16 protein-coding genes are annotated in these 17,449 nt (G+C 62.9%); 6 read left to right on the top strand and 10 right to left on the bottom strand.

The window, feature by feature from the left end; genetic code table 11:
• Positions 1-6: 6 nt before the first annotated feature.
• The 3 genes from MKK04_RS17745 to MKK04_RS17755 are packed head-to-tail and all read left to right on the top strand — an operon-like array spanning position 7 to position 4,381.
• Positions 7-1,614, top strand: a complete 1,608-nt coding sequence (locus MKK04_RS17745) for a carboxyl transferase domain-containing protein (protein ID WP_207831107.1) — start codon at positions 7-9, stop codon at positions 1,612-1,614.
• Between the two features lie 2 nt (positions 1,615-1,616).
• Positions 1,617-2,432: a gamma-carboxygeranoyl-CoA hydratase gene (locus MKK04_RS17750; RefSeq protein WP_233686908.1), complete on the top strand. Its 816-nt coding sequence runs from the start codon at positions 1,617-1,619 to the stop codon at positions 2,430-2,432.
• Entirely contained in the window at positions 2,429-4,381 is a 1,953-nt protein-coding gene (locus MKK04_RS17755; protein WP_241105844.1) for an acetyl/propionyl/methylcrotonyl-CoA carboxylase subunit alpha, read from the top strand. The genes MKK04_RS17750 and MKK04_RS17755 overlap by 4 nt, the downstream gene beginning before the upstream one ends.
• Positions 4,382-4,517: 136 nt before the next feature.
• Here the strand turns inward: MKK04_RS17755 and MKK04_RS17760 are convergent, their stop codons facing one another.
• Both MKK04_RS17760 and MKK04_RS17765 read right to left on the bottom strand, forming a co-directional pair.
• Positions 4,518-5,180, bottom strand: a complete 663-nt coding sequence (locus tag MKK04_RS17760; protein ID WP_241105845.1) for a LexA family transcriptional regulator — start codon at positions 5,178-5,180, stop codon at positions 4,518-4,520.
• Between the two features lie 106 nt (positions 5,181-5,286).
• On the bottom strand, positions 5,287-5,940 hold the full coding sequence (locus MKK04_RS17765; RefSeq protein WP_063912625.1) for a LexA family protein: 654 nt from the start codon (positions 5,938-5,940) through the stop codon (positions 5,287-5,289).
• Between the two features lie 130 nt (positions 5,941-6,070).
• On the opposite strand from MKK04_RS17765, the gene MKK04_RS17770 reads away from it, so the two are divergent.
• Together MKK04_RS17770 and MKK04_RS17775 are read left to right on the top strand one after the other, a co-directional pair.
• On the top strand, positions 6,071-6,382 hold the full coding sequence (locus MKK04_RS17770) for a DUF6124 family protein (protein WP_063912626.1): 312 nt from the start codon (positions 6,071-6,073) through the stop codon (positions 6,380-6,382).
• A gap of 439 nt (positions 6,383-6,821) precedes the next feature.
• Positions 6,822-7,337, top strand: a complete 516-nt coding sequence (locus MKK04_RS17775) for a DUF4880 domain-containing protein (protein ID WP_063912627.1) — start codon at positions 6,822-6,824, stop codon at positions 7,335-7,337.
• Positions 7,338-7,390: 53 nt separating this feature from the next.
• Here MKK04_RS17775 and MKK04_RS17780 read toward each other — a convergent pair whose 3' ends face one another.
• From MKK04_RS17780 to MKK04_RS17800, 5 genes are all read right to left on the bottom strand, one after another.
• On the bottom strand, positions 7,391-8,581 hold the full coding sequence (locus MKK04_RS17780) for a Bcr/CflA family efflux MFS transporter (protein ID WP_241105846.1): 1,191 nt from the start codon (positions 8,579-8,581) through the stop codon (positions 7,391-7,393).
• 273 nt (positions 8,582-8,854) lie between these two features.
• On the bottom strand, positions 8,855-9,265 hold the full coding sequence (locus tag MKK04_RS17785; RefSeq protein ID WP_207831096.1) for an SRPBCC family protein: 411 nt from the start codon (positions 9,263-9,265) through the stop codon (positions 8,855-8,857).
• Positions 9,266-9,338: 73 nt separating this feature from the next.
• Positions 9,339-10,349: an aldo/keto reductase gene (locus MKK04_RS17790; RefSeq protein ID WP_241105847.1), complete on the bottom strand. Its 1,011-nt coding sequence runs from the start codon at positions 10,347-10,349 to the stop codon at positions 9,339-9,341.
• 220 nt (positions 10,350-10,569) lie between these two features.
• Positions 10,570-13,233 carry an alpha-ketoglutarate dehydrogenase gene (gene mdeB / locus MKK04_RS17795; protein ID WP_241105848.1) on the bottom strand — a complete coding sequence of 888 codons (2,664 nt, stop codon included), beginning with the start codon at positions 13,231-13,233 and terminating at the stop codon, positions 10,570-10,572.
• Positions 13,234-13,336: 103 nt separating this feature from the next.
• Complete coding sequence (locus MKK04_RS17800) at positions 13,337-14,368, bottom strand: D-cysteine desulfhydrase family protein (protein WP_178076355.1); 1,032 nt, start codon at positions 14,366-14,368, stop codon at positions 13,337-13,339.
• 102 nt (positions 14,369-14,470) lie between these two features.
• Between MKK04_RS17800 and MKK04_RS17805 the strand changes: the two genes are divergently transcribed.
• A complete protein-coding gene (locus tag MKK04_RS17805; RefSeq protein ID WP_063912637.1) occupies positions 14,471-15,352 on the top strand; it encodes a LysR substrate-binding domain-containing protein in 882 nt (293 codons plus the stop codon).
• A gap of 51 nt (positions 15,353-15,403) precedes the next feature.
• Here MKK04_RS17805 and MKK04_RS17810 read toward each other — a convergent pair whose 3' ends face one another.
• From MKK04_RS17810 to MKK04_RS17820, 3 genes are read right to left on the bottom strand one after another with little or no spacing between them, the layout of a single operon-like run.
• A complete protein-coding gene (locus MKK04_RS17810; protein ID WP_046615618.1) occupies positions 15,404-16,138 on the bottom strand; it encodes an amino acid ABC transporter ATP-binding protein in 735 nt (244 codons plus the stop codon).
• On the bottom strand, positions 16,125-16,772 hold the full coding sequence (locus tag MKK04_RS17815) for an amino acid ABC transporter permease (protein WP_233693661.1): 648 nt from the start codon (positions 16,770-16,772) through the stop codon (positions 16,125-16,127). The genes MKK04_RS17810 and MKK04_RS17815 overlap by 14 nt, the downstream gene beginning before the upstream one ends.
• Entirely contained in the window at positions 16,773-17,438 is a 666-nt protein-coding gene (locus MKK04_RS17820; protein WP_207831086.1) for an amino acid ABC transporter permease, read from the bottom strand.
• Positions 17,439-17,449: the final 11 nt, after the last annotated feature.

Below are 17,449 nucleotides of genomic sequence, written 5' to 3' on the forward strand. Positions count from 1 at the left end.
GCGCACATGGCTACCTTGCACACCCAGATCAACCCGCGTTCGGCGGAGTTCGCCGGCAACAGCGCGGCCATGCTCGAACAGGTCCAGGCCCTGCGCGGCCTGCTCGCCCAGGTGGCCCAGGGCGGCGGGCCCAAGGCCCAGGAGCGGCACACCTCACGTGGCAAGCTGCTGCCACGCGAGCGCATCGACCGCCTGCTGGACCCGGGCTCGCCGTTCCTCGAAATCGGCCAACTGGCCGCCCATGAGGTATATGGCGAAGACGTGCCTGCTGCGGGCGTAATCGCCGGCATCGGCCGCGTCGAAGGCGTGGAATGCATGATCGTGGCCAACGACGCCACGGTCAAAGGCGGTTCCTACTACCCGCTGACGGTGAAGAAGCACCTGCGTGCGCAGACCATCGCCCTGCAGAACCGCCTGCCGTGCATCTACCTGGTGGACTCCGGCGGCGCCAACCTGCCACGCCAGGATGAAGTGTTCCCCGACCGCGAGCACTTCGGGCGGATCTTCTTCAACCAGGCCAACATGAGCGCATTGGGCATTCCGCAGATTGCCGTGGTGATGGGCTCGTGCACCGCCGGCGGTGCCTACGTGCCAGCGATGGCCGACGAAGCGATCATGGTGCGCCAGCAAGCGACCATCTTCCTCGCCGGCCCACCCTTGGTAAAGGCCGCCACCGGTGAAGTGGTGAGTGCCGAAGACCTTGGCGGCGCCGATGTGCACTGCCGCACCAGCGGCGTGGCCGACCACTACGCCGACAACGACGAACACGCCCTGGCACTGGCCCGACGCAGCGTGGCCAACCTCAACTGGCACAAGCTGGGCAAGCTGCAGCGCCAGGCCCCGGTGGCCCCCCTGTACGCCGCCGACGAGCTGTACGGCGTGGTGCCGGCCGATGCCAAGCAACCGTTCGACGTGCGCGAGGTGATCGCGCGCCTGGTCGACGGCTCGGTGTTCGATGAATTCAAGGCGCTGTTCGGTACCACCCTGGTGTGCGGCTTCGCCCACCTGCACGGCTACCCGGTGGCGATCCTGGCCAACAACGGCATCCTGTTCGCCGAGGCCGCGCAAAAAGGCGCGCACTTCATCGAGCTGGCCTGCCAACGCGGCATCCCGCTGCTGTTCCTGCAGAACATCACCGGTTTCATGGTCGGTAAAAAGTACGAGGAAGGTGGCATCGCCAAGCACGGCGCCAAGCTGGTCACCGCCGTGGCCTGCGCCCAGGTGCCGAAGTTCACGGTGATCATCGGTGGCAGCTTCGGTGCCGGCAACTACGGCATGTGCGGCCGGGCGTACGACCCGCGCTTCCTGTGGATGTGGCCCAACGCGCGGATTGGCGTGATGGGGGCCGAACAGGCCGCCGGCGTGCTGGCCCAGGTCAAACGCGAACAGAGCGAGCGCAGTGGCCACCCGTTCAGCGCCGAGGACGAAGCCCGGCTCAAGCAGCCGATCCTTGACCAGTACGAGCATCAGGGCCACCCCTACTATTCCAGCGCCCGCCTGTGGGACGACGGTGTCATCGACCCGGCACAGACCCGCGACGTGCTCGGCCTGGCGTTGTCCGCCGCGCTGAACGCACCGATCGAACAGAGCCGCTTCGGCATTTTCCGGATGTGACCATGAGCGATTTCAGCACCCTCGAAGTGATCCGCGACCCGCGCGGCTTCGCCACCCTGTGGCTGAGCCGCGAGGACAAGAACAACGCCTTCAACGCGCAGATGATCCGCGAACTGATCGTCGCCCTCGACCAGCTGGCCGAGGACGCCAGCCTGCGCTTCGTGCTGTTGCGCGGCCGTGGCCGACACTTCAGCGCCGGCGCCGACCTGGCCTGGATGCAGCAGTCGGCGCAGCTGGACTTCAACACCAACCTGGATGATGCCCGCGAGCTGGGCGAACTGATGTATGCCCTGCACCGCCTCAAGGTGCCGACCCTGGCCGTGGTCCAAGGTGCCGCCTTTGGTGGCGCGCTGGGCCTGATCAGCTGCTGCGACATGGCCATCGGCGCCGAAGACGCCCAGCTGTGCCTGTCGGAAGTGCGCATCGGCCTGGCCCCGGCAGTGATCAGCCCGTTCGTGGTCAAGGCCATCGGCGAGCGCGCCGCACGCCGCTACGCCCTCACCGCCGAACGTTTCAGTGGCGTGCGGGCCCGCGAGCTGGGCCTGCTGGCCGAGGTGTACCCGGCCAGCGAACTGGACGCCCAGGTCGAAGCCTGGGTCGCCAACCTGCTGCAGAACAGCCCGCAAGCGCTGCGCGCCACCAAGGACCTGCTGCGCGAAGTGGACGCCGGCGAACTCAGCCCGGCGCTGCGCCGCTATTGCGAAAACACCATCGCCCGCATCCGCGTCAGCGCCGAAGGCCAGGAGGGCCTGCGCGCCTTCCTGGAAAAACGCCGCCCCGCCTGGCAAACCGATGACAAGAAGGAGCCGCGCCCATGAGCCGCCCCGCTTTGACCACCCTGCTGGTCGCCAACCGCGGCGAAATCGCCTGCCGGGTGATGCGCACCGCCAAGGCCATGGGCCTGACCACTGTCGCCGTGCACAGCGCCACCGACCGTGATGCCCGGCACAGCCGCGAAGCCGATATCCGCGTCGACCTCGGCGGCACCAAGGCTGCCGAAAGCTACCTGCTGGTCGACAAGCTGCTGGCCGCCGCCAAGGCCAGCGGCGCCCAGGCCATCCACCCGGGCTATGGCTTCCTGTCCGAGAACGCGGGCTTTGCCCGCGCCATCGAAGAGGCCGGGCTGATCTTCCTCGGCCCACCGGCCAGCGCCATCGACGCCATGGGCAGCAAGTCGGCGGCCAAGGCGCTGATGGAAGCCGCTGGCGTGCCGCTGGTGCCGGGCTACCACGGCGAAGCCCAGGACCTGGACACCTTCCGCGCCGCCGCCGAACGCATCGGCTACCCGGTGCTGCTCAAGGCCAGCGCCGGCGGCGGTGGCAAGGGCATGAAAGTGGTCGAGGAGGAAAGCCAGCTGGCCGACGCCCTGGCCTCGGCACAGCGTGAGGCGCAGTCATCGTTCGGCGATGCGCGCATGCTGGTGGAAAAATACGTGCTCAAGCCTCGTCACGTGGAAATCCAGGTATTCGCCGACCAGCACGGCAACTGCCTGTACCTCAACGAGCGTGATTGTTCGATCCAGCGTCGTCACCAGAAAGTGGTGGAAGAAGCCCCAGCACCAGGCCTGTCACCCGAATTGCGCCGGGCCATGGGTGAGGCGGCGGTACGCGCAGCCCAGGCCATCGGCTACGTGGGCGCCGGTACCGTGGAGTTTCTGCTCGATGCCCGCGGCGAGTTCTTCTTCATGGAGATGAACACCCGCCTGCAGGTGGAGCACCCGGTCACCGAAGCCATTACCGGCTTGGACCTGGTGGCCTGGCAGATTCGCGTGGCCTGCGGCGAGGCCCTGCCGATTACCCAGGACCAGGTGCCGCTGATCGGCCATGCCATCGAAGTGCGCCTGTACGCCGAAGACCCGGCCAACGAATTCCTGCCCGCCACCGGCAAGCTGGCGCTGTACCGCGAGTCGGCAGCCGGCGAAGGGCGACGGGTGGACAGCGGGGTCAGCGAAGGCGATGTGGTGTCGCCGTTCTACGACCCGATGCTGGGCAAGCTGATCGCCTGGGGCGAAGACCGCGAACAGGCACGCCTGCGCTTGCTGGCCATGCTCGACGAGTTTGCCATTGGCGGGTTGAAGACCAACATCGCCTTCCTGCGGCGCATTCTCGCCCACCCGGCGTTTGCGGCAGCGGAGCTGGATACCGGCTTCATTCCGCGTCATCAGGCGGTTTTGCTGCCCGCACCGCAAGCGCTGCCGGCAGGCTTCTGGGAAGCGGCGGCCGAGGCCTGGCTGCAGGGTCAGGCCGCACATCAGCGGGAGGACGACCGCAGTTCGCCATGGGCCGAGCGCAATGGCCTGCGCCTTGGCTTGCCGGCGCGCAGCAGCCTGCATCTGGTGAGTGGCGGGCAGGACCAGGCAGTAGCCCTGGAGCGCAGCGCTGCGTCTACCTGGCAGCTGGTGGGCGAGCAGTTGGTACATGACCAGGCGGGCGTGCGTCGCCAGCATCTGGCGATCCGCCGCGGTGGCACGCTGTACCTTCACTGGGAGGGTGAGATGCATGCCATCGAATCCTTCGACCCGATTGCCGAGGCCGAGGCCAGCCATAGCCACCAGGGTGGCCTGGGTGCGCCCATGAACGGCAGCATCGTGCGGGTGCTGGTGGAGCCGGGGCAGGTGGTGGAAGCGGGTACGGCGCTGGTGGTGCTGGAAGCCATGAAGATGGAGCACAGCATTCGCGCGCCGCATGGCGGCACGGTGAAGGCGTTGTTCTGCCAGGAAGGGGATATGGTCAGCGAAGGGACGGTGCTGGTCGATTTGGCAGAGTAAGCGTCCTGGGGGCCGCTTTGCGGCCCTTTCGCGACACAAGGCCGCTCCCACAAGTACCGCGCCAACCTCAAGGCATGCACCGTACCTGTGGGAGCGGCCTTGTGTCGCGAAAGGGCTGCGCAGCAGCCCCGGCAATCTAGAAGGAGCCATGCACCCGCACGACCACCCCCAGAAACTCGCAGCCATCCTCACACAGCAGCGCCGGGTAGTTGCTGTTAAGTGCCTTCAGGTACCGTTGCCCACCTTCCTCCGCCAACTCACGGAAGATCGCCGGTTTGCCCGGCTGACGAGCGATAACCAAACGCCCTGGCTCGGCATCTACCCCAGGGTCCACCAACATCCGCATACCCTGCGGCACACTGCGGCCACTGGCGGCACTCATCGCATCATTCTCGACGGTCAGCCAGAACGCCTTGCCTTGGGCCAGGTAGTCAGTCTGCTCGAACACACCTGGCTCCACCCCCTCTGCGATACCTAGCTCATCCCAGCCCAGCACCGGGTAGCGGAAGCACACGATGTATTGCATGAGGTCCACGTCGTCATCGGCCCCATCCATCTCGTAAACGCTCCGCTCCCCGTCCTGCCCCTGAATGCGCAGCTGCAAGCTGACGCTGTAATGGGGCATGCCAATCTCGACGAGCGTGCGATTCATCGACTCGATCTTCGGCTGACGCCGCTTGTTCACCCAATGCCCCACGCTGCCTTGAGACACGCCAACGCGCTCGGCCAGCTGTTCCTGAGTGAGCCCTAGCTCTTCCATCCGGGTACGGACCAGGGCGATCCATTTATCCATATTCATCGCTGCCATGAGCCTCCTGCAAAGGCGTGCGTCACGATCAAACCCGACGCGACCGCTGTGGGAGCGGCCTTGTGTCGCGAAAGGGCCGCAAAGCGGCCCCGGCAAGCTAGAAAACCTCGTGCCCCCGCACGACCACGCCCAGAAACTCGCAGCCTTCTTCACACAGGACTGTCGGATAGCGCGTATTCAGCGGCTTGAGCATCTTGTCTCCGCCCTCCTCGACCAACTGCCGCAATACTGCCGGCCGCCCGGGCTGCCGCGCGATTACCAACCTCCCTGGTTCTGCCGGCAGGCCGGTATCCACCAGCACACGCATGCCCTCAGGCACGCTCTTGCCGCTGGCGGCATTCATCGAGTCGTTTTCCACCACCAACCAGAATGCATTGCCTGCGGGCATATAGTCCGTCTGTTCGTGGGCCTTGCTTGTCTCTGGCAAAGGCCCCTGCAAGTCAGCCCAACTCAGCACCGGGAAGCGAAAGCTCGCATACAGCAGCGCTTCGGCCGAAACCGGCTGTTCAGCCGCATAGTGACCAGGCGATTCGCGCACGATATCGCGCTCCACCACCATGACTTGGGCTTCCAGAAACACCAGCCCAAGTTTTTCGAGCTTTTCGTTGATGGTTTCCAGCGTCGGCCGCCGCGTGCCACGCAGCCAATGCCCCACGCCCCCCTGAGTCATGCCCAGGCGTTCGGCCAGCTTCAGTTGGCTGAGATTGTGTTCGCGCTTGTAGCGCTTGAGAAATGCGTTCCAGTTTTCCATGAGCGGCAACAATACGGACTGTATTACTCGCAGCAATACACAATCTGAATTATTTATTTTTCGATAGATAGTACAGACTGACCTATCCTGTGATTCCCGCGTGTTTGAAGGGAAATCAGAAGGTATCGCGATGAAACATCCGAAAAACGACGAAACAGATCTCGACAGCGAAGCCGCCCGCCGCGCTCTCGACTACTACCTCAACCCCAACCCACCGCGTCCCACTCTGGACAACAAGATCTGGACCCTGCACCAGGGCGTAACCACCGACCAGGCGCAGGAGCACGCCATCGCCCTGCTGCGCTGCGCCGCCGCCACCGCACAGGAGACCGCAACCCACCAGCAGGGCAGCCAGCGCGAGCTGACCTTCGCCCTGATGCACATGATGGACATGGCCCGCGCACTGCTGGAGCACAAACGCACCGGGGAACCGGGTTTGTAGAGACGAAAAGAAGGGAGAGAACGTGATGGCCGGGTAACGGCAAAGCCCCGATTGCCGGGACAAGGAAGCGCACCGGTAAAACTTTTTTACCGGATTAGCGAAAATTCATTTGACTGGCAAATGATAACGATTATTATTGCACTCAGCTGATCGCAAGATCTGCTGGATAACCTGGAGCTTAGGTCGCTCTCAGATTATCTCCTCATCAGGCTAATCACGGTTTTTGACCCGGCTTTTTGCTGGGTCTTTTTTTTGGCTCTTCAGGCTAATGAAGATCGTGATGGCGCGCATGATAGCAAAGGTGTTTCAGGGCGTGAACGCTCATTACAAAACTTTGCGGAATCAGCACTTGAGAATCAATCTCGTTTCACCTACGCTGATCATGCATCACGGAAGATGCCCCCACCCCTCTCCCCCTTACCAGAGCAAGGAGCTGTCCATGACCCGTCTGCTGCTGCCCCTTGAGCACCCAGGCCCTGCTGCCGAACATCATGTCGACGACGCCCTGCTGTACGCCCTGAAGCGCCTGCCACGGCGTGTGCAACAGGTGTTCCTGCTCAACCGCCTCGACCAACTGGATTTCGCCAGCATCGCCGCCCGCCTCGACCTGCCATTGGCGAGCATCGAGCGGCACATGGACCAGGCACTGCAGGCCGGCCGCTCGCGCCGGGATGTGCTGGCGAGTGTTGCCGGGCAATGGTACGTGCGCTTGCAGAGCCCACAGGTAACGGCCTGCGAGCGGATTGATTTTCGCCGTTGGCTGGATGCGGACATGGCGAATCTGCAGGCGTTCCATGACACGGAACTGCACTGGCGCAGCCTGTTGGCACCGGCACGGCAACTGGGCCAGGACGGCTGGTACCGGCAAGGTCGGGCGGCACTGTCGTTGGGCGGCTGTTCGGTTGCGGTCGGACTTGGCGTGGCGGCGTTGGTGCTGTTTGGTATCTGGGCCTGATCAACACCTCAGCTACGCCGTAATCGCTTTCACCGAGGATGGCTCGCTTGCTATCAAGTTCGAGTGCTCGATAGCGTTTCCGTCAGGCATGCAAGCAGTAGCCATCCGCACAAACTGACACCCAGGAACAAAAGCCCCAGGCTCATCGGCAGTTCGCTTTCGACGCCAGCAACAAGACTGCCAGCCAAACCACCACCTACGAACAACAACGTCGTATTGAGCGACGCTGCCGCACCGGCCTGATGCGGGTAGCGCGCCAAGGCTTGGGTCGTTGCAGCAGGACGCACCAGCGTTGTCCCGGTCGTGCAGATGATCATCGACAGCAGCAGCCCCGCCACCGTCAATCCCGCTAGCTGCTCCCAGATCAACAGTGTGATGCCCCCGGCAGCTATAAGCAGGAATCCTGTCTTGATCTGAACCTGCGGGCTTACACGATTGTTCAAGTAGGTCGCAGCTGCTCCGCCAGCGATATACGCAAGCCCATAGGCGATAAATACCACCGAGAATTGATATGGCGTCAGCCCCAGGCGGTCCATCAACGCCAATGGCGCGACCACGATGAAGGAAAAATGGCAGGCAAACGCGAGGCTGGACAGCAGGGAGTGCGCAAGATAGGTCGTATCACGCAGCATGACCCAATAGCTGCGCATGCCCGAACTACGGCCTCGCGATGCAGGCGTGTCCTGCAGCAATGCATATGACAGGCATGAAACGATCACGGCTATGAAAGCGAATACCGTAAAGCTGCCTTTCCAGCCAAAGGATTGTTGGAGAAAAGCGCCTGCGACCGGTGACAACGAAATGAACAGCCCACTTGCGCTGATCAGCAGGATCCGCATGGCATTGCGCTGTCTACCACTGTACAGATCCTGCACGAGCGCCTGGCCCAGCACGAAACTCCCGCAACCCAGGGCCTGCAGCAAACGGAACGCCATGAACGTCTCATAGCGGGTTGAAAGTACACAACCCACTGCCCCTGCAATGGACACTCCCAACCCAGCGAGCAACAACCGCTTGCGCCCCATGCCATCCGACAATGGCCCGATCACGATTTGCGCCAAGGCGACACCAAACGCAAAGAAGCTCACCGAGTAGGCTATCTGCTGTGACTCGACGTGAAACTCGTCTGCGAGCGCAGGGAATGATGGCAGGATTACATCCAGCGGGAATACACCCAATAGACACAACAGAATCAACAAGGCCGAGCACAGAAAGCTCCTGGGTGAACACAAGGGCCGGTTCACGCTACTAACCCCGGTTTTCTTGTATGGCCGGAAAAGGTCACTGAAATCTCCCTGGAAGCGCCGAACCCTGATGGTAGCGACACCCTTAAGGTGTACAAACCGGACTGGGCAGTGAAACTTCCGATAGAGCCGTAGGACCTCTCCCTTGTCACTGATTGCCGATGAGTTCTGGTGCTACCTGGAAACTCTGCCGACGTGTTAGCCGGCCCCCAAGCGACGTTCCAGGGTTCGAATCCTGACACTGTCGCCGGGCAAGCCCTTCCAGAAAACCGCCTAGCCTTCCAGCCCTTTCTTCAGCGCCGCCAGGCCATCTTCGTAGATGCCGGCAAACAGCGCGGTTGCTTCAGCATCGCTGATACCCACCGGCACGAACGAGCCGGACCATTCCACGCGAGAGCCGCTACCTTCAGCCACCACACGCAGGGTCGACTGGTAGTCACGCACCGGAGCCGGGCCTGTGAGGATGGTGTAGCTGTAGCTGCGGCCGGCTTCGTTGAAGTCCAGCAGGCGCTCGACGATGGTGTCGCCAGCCACGCTTTTCAGGGTACGAACGCGGCCGCCTTCGCTCAGGGTGCTTTCGGGAATGAACGGCAGCCAGTCGGGCAGCGCGTCGAAACCGCCAATCAGTTGCCAGACGCGATTGGCATCGGTTGCCAGGGTGATGGAAGCTTGTGCAGTTGCCATGGTGATTCTCCTCGGGGCGTGGCCCCATTGATTCGGGGTAGACAGGGCCGCCAAGCGGCCCTGCAAGATCGGTTTAAACAGCAGGTACCGGAGCCTTGGCGTTGATCAGCCCTTGCTGGCGCAGGTCGTTCCAGAAGGCCATCGGAATCACCTTGCTCAGGGCGGCGAGGTCTTCGTTGGCGTGTGCAGGGCGGGTGGAGCCCGGGATCACCGAGACCACGGCCGGGTGGGCCAGGGCGAACTGCAGGGCCGCCGCCTTCACATCCACGCCATGGGCACGGGCCACGGCACGGATGCGCTCGAGCTTGGCCAGCACCGGCTGGGTGGCTTTCTGGTACTCGAAGTGCTCGCCGCCAGCGGTAACACCCGAGCTGTACGGGCCACCCACGACAATGCCGACACCCTGCTCCACCGCTTGCGGCATGACGCGTTGCAGTGCGCGGTCGTGGTCCAGCAGCGAGTAGCGGCCGGCCAGCAGGAAGCCGTCCGGACGGGCTTCTTCCAGGTCGAGGGTCAGCTCGATCGGCTCGACGCGGTTCACACCCAGGCCCCAGGCCTTGATCACACCTTCTTCACGCAGACGGGTCAGTACGCGGAAGGCACCGGTACGGGCGACTTCGAACTGGCTCAGCCATTCGTCACCGTAGAAGTCCTGGGCGATGTCGTGGATCCAGACGATGTCCAGGCGGTCGGTCTTCAGGCGGCGCAGGCTGTCTTCGATCGAGCGCAGGGTGGCGTCGGCGCTGTAGTCGTTGACGATGCGGTTGCGGTTGCCGTGCTCGAACAGGCCGCTTTTTTCGCCCAGTTCACGGGCAGCCGGGTCTTCCAGTTCGTCGAGGATGATGCGGCCGACCTTGGTGCTGAGCACGTACTCGTCACGTGGGCGAGCGGCCAGGGCATTGCCCAGACGGCTTTCGGAGAGGCCGGCACCGTAGAACGGCGCGCTGTCGAAGTAGCGCACGCCGTTGTTCCAGGCGGCATCGACGGTAGCCTGTACTTCGTCTTCAGGCACGTTGCGGAACATGTTGCCCAGTGGGGCGGTACCGAAGCCCAGCGGGTTGGCGATAAGTGATTTGAGGTTCATGTGCATTTTCCTGATGAGGGAGTCGGTTGTGAACTCCAGTGGCTGCAATCCTATGCGCCACCCACCAAGACCGTCCAAGTCATATTTCGAACGACTTGAGACCTTTCATGCAACACCGTGAAATCTTCATTCGAACTGCTGCTGGGCATGCCGGTACTTGGCGGGGCCATGGCCGTGGCGTTACGCCGGATGGCGTAGGCCAGGCCAAGGCTGCCGAGGCTCAGCGGTTCCAGGGTGCCTCGGCACGTGCGTCGATGCCATAACGCTGCAGCGCTGCGGCGTGCTTGCCAGGATCGATGCCTGCCAATGCCGCCAGGGCAATGTGCTGACGATCAACCTCGAAGAAGCGACGCAGTGCCGAGCGCGTGTCACTCCGGCCAAAGCCATCGGTACCCAGGGCGGTGAACGGCGCGCTGACATGGGCAGCGATCAACTGGGCATAAGCACGCACGTAGTCGCTGGCCGCCACCACCGGCACAGGCCCGGGCAGGCAGCGCTGCAAGTGGCTCTGCCCTTCGGACTGGCTGCCGAAAAGGCGCTGGCGCTCTACCTCGCGAGCATCGCGTGCCAGCTCCGAGAAACTGGTGACACTCCAGATCTGGCTGCTGATACCCCAGTCCTGCAGCAGCAGCTCGGCGGCGGCGATCACCTCCCGCATGATGGCGCCGGAACCCAGCAGGCGTACCGCAGGCTCCTCCGTTCCGCGCGTGCCGTACAGGCGCATGCCACGGATCACATCGTCGTGTTCGCTGTCCTGCAGCGGGGCCTGGGTGTAGTTCTCGTTGGTCACCGTCAGGTAGTAGAACTCATCGCACTGCTGCTCGAGCATGCGTCGGCTGCCATGGTCGATGATCACGGCCGCCTCACTGGCGAACGCCGGGTCGTAGGCGCGGCAGTTAGGCACCGTCGAGGCGATGAGCTGGCTGGTACCGTCCTGGTGTTGCAGGCCCTCGCCCGCCAAGGTAGTGCGGCCAGCGGTGGCACCGATCAGGAAACCACGGGCGCGCTGGTCGGCAGCCGCCCAGATCAGGTCGCCGATGCGCTGGAAACCGAACATCGAATAGTAGATATAGAACGGCAGCATCGGCTCGCCGTTGACGCTGTAGGAGGTCGCTGCGGCGACCCACGAAGAGACAGCACCGGCTTCGGTAATGCCCTCCTCCAGCAACTGGCCGTCGGTGGATTCCTTGTAGTACAGCAATGCACCGGCGTCTTCCGGTTCGTAGAGCTGGCCAACCGGTGAATAGATGCCAACCTGGCGGAACAGATTGGCCATGCCAAAGGTACGCGCCTCGTCGGCCACGATGGGCACGATGCGTGGGCCGAGCTGCTTGTCCTTGAGCAGGTTGGTGAAGAGCCGGACCACAGCCATCGTGGTGGAGATTTCCCGATCGTCAGGGGCCAGGGCGAACCGCGCATAGTCGGCAAGCGGCGGTACCGCGATGCTGGGGGCCAGGCTGGTGCGTCGAGGCAGGTAACCACCCAGCGACTGCCGACGGGCATGCAAGTAGCGCAGTTCTGGGCTGTCATCGTGCGGTCGATAAAAGCGCATCTCCTCCACTGCCTGGTCATCCAGCGGCAGCGCAAAACGGTCCCGAAACGCCTTGAGCGCCTCGACGTCCAGTTTCTTCTGTTGGTGCGCGGTGTTGCGCGATTCGCCGGCCTGGCCCATGCCAAAGCCTTTCTTGGTCTTCGCCAGGATGACCGTCGGGTGCCCCTTGTGGCGCTTCGCTGCGTCGAATGCAGCGTGCAACTTGCGAAAATCGTGGCCGCCGCGACGCAGGCCATCGATTTCGGCCGGGCTCATGTGAGCGACCAGCGCGTGCAGCTCCGGGTCGAGGTCGAAGAAATGCGCAAGGTTGTAGGCTGCATCGTTGGCACCCAGGGCCTGGTACTGGCCATCGACGGTGCTGGCCAGGCGGCGCAGCAGAACGTGGTGGTGATCCCGGGCGAACAGGGCATCCCAGCCCGAGCCCCAGACCACTTTGATAACGTTCCAGCCAGCACCCTTGAACAGCGATTCCAGCTCCTGGATGATTTGCCCGTTACCGCGCACAGGCCCGTCAAGCCGCTGCAGGTTGCAGTTGATCACGAAGGTGACATTGTCCAGCTTCTCCCGTGCGGCAAGCGACAGTGCTGCGACCGATTCCGGCTCGTCCATCTCGCCATCGCCGAATACCCCCCAGACATGACGCCCTTCGGTCGAGGCAATGCCACGGTGTTGCAGGTAGCGCAGGAAGCGGGCCTGATAGATCGCGCTGATCGGGCCGATGCCCATGGAGCCGGTCGGAAACTGCCAGAAGTCCGGCATGAGCCAAGGGTGGGGATAGGAGCACAGCCCGCCGCCATCCACCTCCTGCCGATAACGCTCGAGTTGCTGTTGCTCAAGCCGGCCCTCCAGGAAAGCGCGGGCATAGACACCTGGCGCGGAATGCGGCTGGAAATACACCAGGTCGCCTTTGCCTTGTGCAGTATCGGCACGGAAGAAATGGTTGAAGCCCACTTCGAAGATTTCCGCGGCAGAGGCGTAACTGGCGATATGGCCGCCCAGCTCGCCATAGGCCTTGTTCGCCTTGGCCACCATGGCCAGCGCGTTCCAGCGAATGATCGAGGTAATGCGCTCTTCCATCGCCAGATCACCGGGGTACTCCGGTTGCTGTTCCACGGCGATGGTGTTCTGGTAAAGCGAGTATGGGTTGGCAGCGATTCGAGCCCCCAGGTGGCCGGCATGCTCGGCCAGGCGCTGCAGCAGGAATTCCACCCTCCCACTGCCCTCGGTGCGTGCTACGCCCTCCAGGGCATCCAGCCACTCGTTTGTCTCGACGGTATCAACATCTTCAGTACCTTGATCGGCGATCCTTGGCACTTGAATGGGGTTACTCATTTCACACGACCTCAGGTAATTGAAACGACAGCCGCGGGTGCGCCTACTCAAGGTAGACCCCACATTCATCATGCGCAGGCATAAGCACCCGGCGCACTCGTACCTATGCGCCCTGCAGGGCCGACCGATAAGCGAAGATCCCCGGTGCCCCACCGGTCATCAGCAGCAAGATGTTGTCACCCTGTGCGTACAAGCCGCTTTCCAGGTCGGCGACCAGGCCGGCGAACGCTTTTCCGGAGTAGACCGGATCAAGCAACAGCCCCTCGGAACGGGCCATGAGTTGCAACGCCGACAACATGGCCTTCGTCGGAACACCATAGCCCGCGCCGCGATGTGCACCATCGACGGCAATCATTGGCGGCTCGATAACCTGCTCGCTGCCAAGCAGTTCCAAGGTCTGCCGGGTAAGTTCAAGCGTGCGACGGTGCGATTCAGGCGCCTCGGCAAGTACTGCAAAGGACTTGATGAAGCCCGGCGCCCGCCCCATCGCAGCAAACCCGGCGGCCATGCCCGCATGGGTGCCGGAACTGCCATTGGCCATGACCATGTGCGTGAACTTCAGGCCCATGCTGGCTTCCTGCCGGGCGATTTCCAGCGCGGCCTTGGCATAGCCCAGGCCCCCCACGGCTGTCGAGCCGCCGGTGGGAATAACCTTGACCTTGCAGCCCTGCATTTGCAGTTCCTGTGCACGGGTGTCGGCCCAACTCGCCGTGGTAAAACCTTCAGGCACGATATGCACGACGGCCCCGAACAGCTCATCCAGAAGCACATTGCCGTTGTGCTCGTACTCTTCATCGTCCCGGGGTACGGCACGGCCCAGCACAAGTTCGCAACGCATGCCCAGCTTCGCACAGGCTGCCGCAGTCAAACGTGCATGATTGGATTGCAGCCCACCCATTGTCACGACCACATCCACCTTGTCTCGAAGGGCCTCGCCAAGGTGAAACTCAAGCTTTCGCAGCTTGTTGCCACCGCCGCCCAGGGCCATGTAATCGTCACGCTTGGCGAACAGCTTGATGCCGCGCTTAAGCAGCCCGAGCGAATGCTCAAGGCCTTCAAGGCGCTGAATGGGTGTTGGCCGGTCGACGAGGCTGACTTGTGGAAAATGTTCGAGCAGCGAATGCAAGGGCGCCACGGGGCATACCTCATTGATGACTTGACAGTCTTCACGGTAAGCAAAAACAATTTGTTAATAAATACAGGTATTGTTCAATCATATTTAACCAGGAGTTAAAATATGGACCGCCTGCGCGCCATGGAGGTATTTGTCAGCGTCGCCGAACAGGGCAGCTTCAGCCAGGCCGCCGAGCACCTGGACCTGTCAGTGGTAATGGTGAGCAGGTATATCCGCCAACTTGAAGATGCAATGCAGGTCGAACTGATCCAGCGCAGTACCCGGCGCATGCACGTCACCGAAGCAGGCCGCGTGTTCTACGAAGAGTCCAGGCAGGCACTGGACCAGGTTCGCAAGGCCTATGAGCGCGTTGAAAGCTTGCAACAGGCACCCAGCGGACTATTGCGTATCAGCGCCCCCATGACCCTGGGCTCGTCGCTGCTCGCGCCGCTGGTTGCCGGCTTTCTCACCGAACACCCGGACGTGCGCGTTGATCTGGTGCTCAGCAACAGTGTCGTCGACCTGATGGCCGAGGGGTTCGATGCTGCTTTGCGCATTGGCAACCTGGGTGATGCAGATCTGGTGGCCAAGGCACTGCGCCCCTATCGGATGGTGATCTGCGCCGCCCCCGGCTACCTGGACAGGCACGGGCGCCCAGCCGTTCCGGCAGACCTGGCCGGGCACAGGTTACTGGCGCACTCCACATGGACCAACCGTTTCACCTGGCCCTTGCTGGACGCTGGCAAGGAATACCCCTGGCCGGAACACTGGGTGCTGAAAAGCAACGATGGCCAGGCACTGCGGCTGGCCGCCCTGGCAGGCAACGGGATCCTGCTGCAACCCGAGTTCCTGGTGGCCGAGGACCTTCGCGCAGGGCGCCTGGTCACACTGCTTGACGACTTCCTGCCCGCTACCCGCCCGGTCAACCTGGTCTATCTGCGCCAGCGCAGCGCGCTACCCAAACTGGATGCCTTCATTCGCTACATCCTGAGGCATGCGGGGTAAGGGGCCGCGCCGAATCGGCACTGGCGCCTTCGCAGGGCAACACGATGGACCCTAACCCCCTGCCACGCTACCGATGAAGTTCGCCAGCTCTGCTGTCCGGGGGGCCGCGAAAACCTCGCGCGGATGGCCCGTCTCGTGGACCTTGCCCTGATGCATGAAGACCAGCTTGTCACCGACTTCCCGGGCAAAACGCATTTCGTGGGTGACCATGATCAGGGTCATGCCTTCACTGGCCAGCTGGCGCACCACACCGAGCACCTCATTGACCAGCTCGGGGTCGAGCGCCGAGGTGATCTCGTCGCACAGCAACACCTTGGGCGACATGGCAAGCGCCCGGGCAATCGCCACCCGCTGCTGCTGGCCGCCGGAAAGGCGGTCCGGGTAGGCGTCGAACTTGTCGCCCAGTCCAACCCTGGCGAGCATCTGTTCGGCCAACTGGCGGGCCTCGGCCTTGCCGGCCTTCTTCACCACCTGGGGCGCAAGCATGACGTTCTGGCCCACGGTCAGGTGAGGGAAGAGGTTGAACTGCTGGAACACCATGCCAACCTTCTGCCGCAGCGAGCGCAAGTCGGCGCGGCTGGCATCCAGGTATTCGCCATCCACCTCGATCACCCCGTCGCTGATCGACTCCAGGCCGTTGAGGGTTCGCAGGAAGGTACTCTTGCCGGAACCGCTACGGCCGATGATGGCGACCACCTCGCCCTCCTCGATCGCCAGGTCGACCCCCTTGAGCACATGGTTGTCGCCGTAGTACTTGTGCAATGCGGACACTCTAAGCAGGGGCATGCAGCTTCCTCTCCAGATAACGGGCGCTCAGCGAGAGCGGGTAGCAAAGGACGAAGTAACCCACGGCCACCAGACCGTAGATCAGGAACGGTTCAAAAGTGGCGTTGGCCAACATGCCGCCAGTCTTGGTCAGCTCGGTGAAACCGATGATCGAGGTCACCGCCGTGCCCTTGACCACCTGCACCGAGAACCCGACTGTCGGTGCGACGGCAATGCGCAGGGCCTGGGGCAGGATCACATGGCGCAACTGCTCCAGACGGCTCATGGCCAGGCTGCCGGAGGCCTCCCACTGGCCATGTGGTATGGACTCGACGCAGCCCCGCCAGATCTCGGCGAGAAAGGCACTGGTGAACAGCGTCAAGGCGATGGCCGCCGCCATCCAGGCCGACACATCGATGCCGAACAGGGCGATGCCGAAAAACACCATGAACAGCTGCATCAGCAGCGGCGTCCCCTGGAACAGCTCGATGTAGCTCCTCGCCGCGCCACGCAGCAACCGGCTATCGGAGATGCGCGCCAACAGCAGCAACAGCCCGGCAATACCACCACAGACGAATGCCACCAGCGACAGCAGCAAGGTCCATTGCAAGCCTGCGAGCAGGTTGCGCACGATGTCCCACAAGGTGAAATCCATTCAGCGTCTCCCCATCAACGCGCGTCGACCGAACCATGCCAGCAGTTGGCGCACCAGGATGGCCATGACCAGATACAAGGCCGTGGTCAGCAGGTATGTCTCGAAAGCCCGGAAGTTGCGCGACTGGATGAAGTTGGCAGCGAACGACAGTTCCTCTGTGGCGATCTGCGAGCATACCGCCGAGCCGAGCATGACGATCACGATCTGGCTCGACAGGGCCGGCCAGACCTTGGCCAGTGCAGGTTGCAGCACCACATGGCGAAAAGCCTCGAAACGGCTCATGGCCAATGCCGCCGCAGCCTCCAGTTGCCCTCTGGGGATGGCCTGGATACCCGCCCGAATGATCTCGGTGGAATAGGCGCCAAGGTTGATCACCATGGCCAGTACCGCCGCCTGCCATTCCGTCAACCGAACGCCAAGCGCGGGCAGGCCGAAGAAGATGAAGAACAACTGGACGATGAAGGGCGTGTTGCGGATCAGCTCCACGTAGAGGCCGAACAGGGCATCGAACGGCCGTAGTCGCCAGGCGCGCACCAGCGCGCCAAGCACACCGATGGCCACCCCGAACAGGGTGCCGATCAACGTCAGCTCAAGCGTGAACACAGCCCCTTCGAGCAGCAGGCCGCCCTGGGCCAGCACCGGGGAAAAATCAAATTGATAGGCCATGGGTCAGCGAC

This window comes from Pseudomonas sp. LS.1a (assembly GCF_022533585.1).
Taxonomy (GTDB): domain Bacteria; phylum Pseudomonadota; class Gammaproteobacteria; order Pseudomonadales; family Pseudomonadaceae; genus Aquipseudomonas.